Origin of the sequence: Paraburkholderia phenoliruptrix, assembly GCF_019511605.1 — a bacterium.
GTDB lineage: Bacteria > Pseudomonadota > Gammaproteobacteria > Burkholderiales > Burkholderiaceae > Paraburkholderia > Paraburkholderia phenoliruptrix_A.
On record NZ_JAEUAV010000055.1, the window covers coordinates 1 to 5,177 of the forward strand.

Annotated in this window: 9 protein-coding genes and 1 tRNA gene; 7 read left to right on the top strand and 3 right to left on the bottom strand. The window is 57.9% G+C overall.

Annotated features, from left to right (window positions below):
• Positions 1–29: 29 nt before the first annotated feature.
• From JNB89_RS30635 to JNB89_RS30645, 3 genes are all read right to left on the bottom strand, one after another.
• A tRNA-Lys gene (locus JNB89_RS30635) sits at positions 30–114 on the bottom strand.
• Positions 115–229: 115 nt separating this feature from the next.
• Positions 230–526, bottom strand: coding sequence for a hypothetical protein (locus tag JNB89_RS30640; protein WP_220364713.1), 297 nt, complete (start codon positions 524–526; stop codon positions 230–232).
• Between the two features lie 65 nt (positions 527–591).
• Positions 592–1,221, bottom strand: coding sequence for a hypothetical protein (locus JNB89_RS30645; protein ID WP_220364714.1), 630 nt, complete (start codon positions 1,219–1,221; stop codon positions 592–594).
• Positions 1,222–1,395: 174 nt separating this feature from the next.
• Here JNB89_RS30645 and JNB89_RS30650 point away from each other — a divergent pair, with 174 nt between their 5' ends.
• The 7 genes from JNB89_RS30650 to JNB89_RS30680 form a co-directional block, all read left to right on the top strand.
• Positions 1,396–1,722, top strand: a complete 327-nt coding sequence (locus JNB89_RS30650) for a cellulose synthase (protein ID WP_220364721.1) — start codon at positions 1,396–1,398, stop codon at positions 1,720–1,722.
• 12 nt (positions 1,723–1,734) lie between these two features.
• On the top strand, positions 1,735–1,914 hold the full coding sequence (locus JNB89_RS30655) for a hypothetical protein (RefSeq protein ID WP_220364715.1): 180 nt from the start codon (positions 1,735–1,737) through the stop codon (positions 1,912–1,914).
• 26 nt (positions 1,915–1,940) lie between these two features.
• Positions 1,941–2,156 (top strand): major capsid protein, encoded by a 216-nt coding sequence (locus JNB89_RS30660; protein ID WP_220364716.1) that lies wholly within the window; start codon positions 1,941–1,943, stop codon positions 2,154–2,156.
• Positions 2,157–2,255: 99 nt separating this feature from the next.
• Complete coding sequence (locus tag JNB89_RS30665) at positions 2,256–2,483, top strand: major capsid protein (RefSeq protein ID WP_220364717.1); 228 nt, start codon at positions 2,256–2,258, stop codon at positions 2,481–2,483.
• An 81-nt stretch (positions 2,484–2,564) separates the two neighbouring features.
• The gene (locus JNB89_RS30670) at positions 2,565–4,022 is read left to right on the top strand and encodes a virulence factor TspB C-terminal domain-related protein (RefSeq protein ID WP_220364718.1); all 1,458 of its coding nucleotides are present in this window, start codon (positions 2,565–2,567) and stop codon (positions 4,020–4,022) included.
• A gap of 121 nt (positions 4,023–4,143) precedes the next feature.
• Positions 4,144–4,422 carry a DUF2523 domain-containing protein gene (locus JNB89_RS30675; protein ID WP_220364719.1) on the top strand — a complete coding sequence of 93 codons (279 nt, stop codon included), beginning with the start codon at positions 4,144–4,146 and terminating at the stop codon, positions 4,420–4,422.
• A gap of 9 nt (positions 4,423–4,431) precedes the next feature.
• The coding region (locus tag JNB89_RS30680; RefSeq protein ID WP_220364720.1) for a zonular occludens toxin domain-containing protein at positions 4,432–5,177 on the top strand (746 nt) is incomplete at its 3' end.

Consider the following 5,177-nt stretch of genomic DNA (forward strand, 5'->3'; position numbering starts at 1 on the left):
AGCGCAAGCTGACCGGCCTTTCAAATGCTTGGTGGGGCGTGAGTGACTCGAACACTCGACCTACGGATTAAGAGTCCGCAACAAAGACTTTAATAATCAATGGCATCTCGCCTCTTAGTGCTCCGCAAATCACCTACTGTAAGTGGGCTGCGACACAGATATCCACGGCGCTCGGACGGGATTTGCGGAGCGGAAGAGATATTCGGAAGTAGGGTGCGGTTGGCATGCGTTACTCGCTGACGTGATGTTTAACGATTGGCGCGTAATGTTCATAGATGTAGCGGATGGCGTCAAAGTCGTTAGAGCTAAGTCCGCTACGCTCATCTACGTACCGTTGTCGAGTAGCGCGAAGCTCAACCAACGCGCTTTCGTCGGGCATTGATTTACGCTGCTCAGCGAAAATTTGGCCGGTGACGATTGCGATCATGTTGTTGAGCACATCGCGGGCGACCTCATATCGAACCGTTATTTCGGTGCGCTGTGGCAGCGTCGAGATTTTGTTGTAAGCCGGTTCCAAATTGCTCATTGTTTCCCCTGTCGCGGCAGATACTGGTGTTTGGGCGTAGGCACCCTCATTCAGGTCAGTCTTGGTCACCGCTGCAAAATGGCGCGTATAGCAGCCTCATGACGTCGGAACTCGCGCTCGATTGCTTCTTCCCGACTCGATGGTTCCGAGTCGCAATTCCTTCCTTCCGAAAACGGTACAGCGGCGGTCGCCCGATGAAGCACTTCTTCCCGACGTTTGAGTTCGGCGCAGAGCGATTCCATTCGTGTAGCAAGGTCGTCCGTCAGCTGTTGTGAGGAAAATGCCTTGCCCGCTTCCTCGGCATGCCGCTTTTCTAAGAACAAGCTTTTCAGCTTAGTCGCACTACTCCATAGATCGGCTTCTGTGCCGGGCGCTCTTGGCGCTTCCCCATCGACGGTCCAGTGACCATCTGGCGAGGTGTGGCCATGCGCATTGTCTGTTAGGCCCGTAAGCAGCCAGAAGGCAAAGTTGGGAGAATCGCTGGCGACCGCTTCTAACATTTCTGAAGTGGGACGTTGCTTGCCCTGATAAGCCTTCTGCCAACTGTGCGCGCCAATGCCGGAGCGTCCCTCAAGTTCGCTCCACCGGTTTTTGGCGGACGTAATTACGTCGATGAGTGCAACAAACCGCTCCTGGAGCGTGGTTGCACCATGCATCGCCAAGTCGAACATAAGTTTTTCTGTGTATTTGGTCATAGCCCTTGACAGGTGGTCGATCCAGATAAATAATCTGACTAACCGAGATATATTATCTGTAAACGACCGGGTGGCACAGTTACAGATGGTAACCGGTTCTCGACTTTGTTCGTGCTCACTTACTGTTCGACCACTATCGAACGACGTTCAATGCATATTCATTCGGACAACATAATGTCAAAGCAAAAGCTGACCATCCTCTCGATCAATACTCGCAGCGGCGTTTCGCAGAAAACTGGCAGGCCGTACACGATCCGTGAAGCGCAATGCATCTTGGAGCAGCAGTCGGCGGAAGCTGGCTCGAACATAGTGGTTGGAGTTATCAATTTGCCGGACGCTCTTTCCGAGCGTCAGCCGGGCGAGTATCTCGCAGAGTTCGCGCTTGCCCAAGGTAACGGCAACGACTCTGGAAAGCTCGTGCCGCGCATCGTGTCGCTCGTTCCGTTCGGTCAGCCGAAAGCGAAAGCCGCTTTAGGCGCGGCGGCCCCACAGCAGCAATAAGGTCAGCCGTCAATGGACCGGCTGTCGTCGTATGCGGTTGATCCGGTGTCAGCGCAATTGATGTTGCTGAATGCCCTGTTGGCCGTGAACCTGATTTGTAAGGGAGTCGCCTACGTGACGCGCACCGTGTTTCGTCGCGATCCTCCTAAGAAGTCGATTCGCTCGAAAGTGGCCCAGTCGAGCGAATCCTAATCAACGGGCCGCGAGGAAGACCAAAAATGAAGAAGCTGAAGAAGTTGGCTGTTGTTGCTGGTGGTGCTCTGGCGTCGGCTGGTGCGTTTGCTCAAACGGCCTCGACAGGTGTGGATGTGACGAGCACCGTGACGTCGATCAATGGCGTGTCGACGTCGATCGTTGCGATTGGAGGTGCGGTGCTCGGCATCGTCGTTGTGGCGTGGGGCTACCGCGTCGTGAAGGGCTTCCTCGGTCGTTGATCAGCGAGGCAGCTGCGATAAAGGCGTCTGGGAAACCGGACGCCTTTTTTTCTGGAGGGCATTGTGGCGGTGTCGTCGATTGTTTGCGGTCCCGATGGTGTGAGTGGCGTTACCTATGCGCAGGTGAATGGGCACGAGGTGAGTTGCGGAACAGATTCGTCAGGCGCGACGCTGTATTTGCAGGTGTCCACGTTGAGCAGCGATCAGCCGGTGCAGGGAGGGGAAGTAGCGGGATTGCAGATCGGTGGCGCGGTGCTTGGTGTGCTTGCGATTGCGTGGTGTGTACGCGCGATTCGTGAGTTTCTGAACTCGACGGGGGAGGCGTAGCGATGACTTGGTATTACGAGGTCGTAGCGATTATTAGCGCGACGTGTCTTTTGGCTGGTTATATCGTTTTCGGCTAACGCCATGTACAAAAAGATCGTTTTGGTGTGCGCGCTTGTCGCGATGCTGTCTCAACAAGTGGCGAACGCGCAGGCGTTGCCCTTTTTCTGGTCGAACCCGGTCTTTACGGGGGCTGTGAACCGTGCGATTGGATCGGGGATCGCGGCGAATCTGGCTCGACGTGGGATCACGGTTGCTGCTAACGATGCGACGTTCGCTGAAACGATGTCGTTCGTTGGCAAGGCTGCGAACGATGCGAATTATGTTTCGACGGCCGCGGGGGCGGCGGCGACGGTGTTTGGTGCGCCTGTGTGGCTCTCGGCGTTGGTTAGCGTGGGCGCGCTCGCGGCGGCTGGCGCGGTAGCGTGGGGCGTGTACCAGTTCTCGCAAACATCGTCGGGGACGAGCGGCTCGGCGGTGCAGCTGTCGTTGCAGAATCCGACTGCTGCACCTGTGCCGCCGCCTGTTTCCGGCGGGTGGACGAGCTATACGAGCCCTAACTGCAATCCGGCGACAACGACAGTGTGTGCGAATCACCCGGCGCTGCCTTCTAACGTGCCGTATTACACGAGTGGTTACCCGAATTCGGGCACCGTGTTCGGGTGTTCGAATGGGCTGGATTGCGCGACGCAGGCGGCATTGGCTGAGGTCAATTTTCAGTCGTCGGCAGTGCAGAACATTCAGTACACGATTAACCCGATGTTTCAGGGGTGTTCGGAGAGTGTGTCGCCTCCTTGCTCTTACAACGTTCAGTTGACTTGGGCGCCTAATGCGGACAATCCGACGGTGAGTGGTGAGGTTATTTCGGTGTCACCGATGTTCAATCCGGCTTTTGTGTCGCCGGGGCAGACGGGGAACTTGACTCAGCTGCAACCCACTAGCGACATGATGGCGCAGCCGTTTCCGCAGCAGCTGACTGCGTCGCTGGCTGATTCGCTGTGGAAGAACGCTGCCGCTCAGCCTGGCTACGACGGTTATCCCTACGACGCGACCAACCCTGTGTCGCAGTCCGACGTGGCGACGTCGCCGGTCACCCCTACGTGGAATGACGTGCTTGAGTCGCCCGCGCGTGCGCCCGGTTCTACGTCGGTTCCTATCTCGACGCAGCCTATTCCGAGCACTCCGTATACGCCCGGTCAGACGACCGATCCGAGCAATCCGGCGAGCGGCACGACAGGGACAACGACACCGACGCAAGACCCCTGCCAGCTGGAACCGAATGCGTCGGCATGTGCGCCGCTTGGGAGCGCTCCGGCTGCGCCGCCTATTTCGACTAGCTCGACCAACGTGTCGATGTCGCCGTGGAACGTTGGGCCAGCTGACGGCAGTTGCCCGGCGCCGAAGACATTTGAGGTGTTTGGTTCGTCCTATTCGTTGGCGTTTGATCCGCTCTGCTCGCTTGTGCAGAGCATTCGGCCGGTGGTGCTGGCGTTGTGTGCGCTGGCTGCGGCGTTCATCGTGGCTATGGGGGTGACTGCATGAAGGTGATCTTAGTGTGTGGCGTGTTGGTGTTTGCGCTTTTCGCGTACGTGATCGACTCGACGTTGGATCAGGCTGTTCGGGTGCAAGGCGAGGCTAACGCGTTGGCGCAGAGGTATGCGCGATGACGTGGGCTGCGTGGCTGCTGGGGCTGGTGCAGCCGCTTATCGTCAATGCGCTGCTTGCGTTGGGTGTCGGCGTGTTGACGGTGGGCGGCATCGACCTGGCTGTGAATCAGGCGTTGTCGTGGCTGCAGGCGTCAGTGGGCGGCATTCCTGCGGATCTGGCGAACCTGCTCGCGATGGGCGGGATTTTTCAGGGCTTTGGGTACATCGGCGGTGCGATCAGTGCACGCGTGGCGATGGCGGGGGCGTCCAGCATGAAAAAGTTTTTTATCAAGTAAGGCGACGCTATGGCTATCACGCTGGTTACGGGGGTGCCGGGTAGTGGCAAGACGTTGTGGGCGGTTGCGTCGCTGCTTAAGGAGATTAAGGCGGGGCGTCGTGTCATCGCGAACGGCATCAAGGGGCTGGCAATTGATCACGAGCTGTGGGACGACGACATGGTGCGCGAGTGGCACAAGCACTGTCAGCCCAACGACGTGATCGTGATCGACGAGGTGCAGCGCATCTGGCCTCCTGTGTCGGCCTCGGTGAAGGCGACCGAAGACATTGAAAAGTTGCACGTGCATCGGCATTACGGCGTGGACATTCTAGTAATCACGCAGCATCCGAACCGCATGAACAAGACGATCCGTGATCTGGTGGGGCGGCACGTGCATGTGCGTCGGCTGTTTGGCGGCCGTCGCGCAATGATCTACGAGTGGGATAGCGCGCATAACCCGAATAGCGGCCTCCGCGATGCGGTTAAGCATGTGTGGTCGTACCCGAAGAAGGTGTTTGAGCTGTACACGAGCGCGGAGCTGCACACGAAACCAAAGGCGGTAACGCCTAAGGCGCTGTTCATCTTGCCGATTGCGTTAATTGTGGCGGTTGTGCTGGCGTGGAAGGGCTTCAAGAGTGTGTCGGGTGGCTTTGGTAGCCATGCTGAGGCGAAGGCGGCGGAAACGCCTATTGATGCTTCTGGTGCGTCCGGTGGGGCGGGTGTGCCGAAGGGTTCGGCGTCGACGAAGTGGCGGGTGGCGGGGCGGTATGCGAT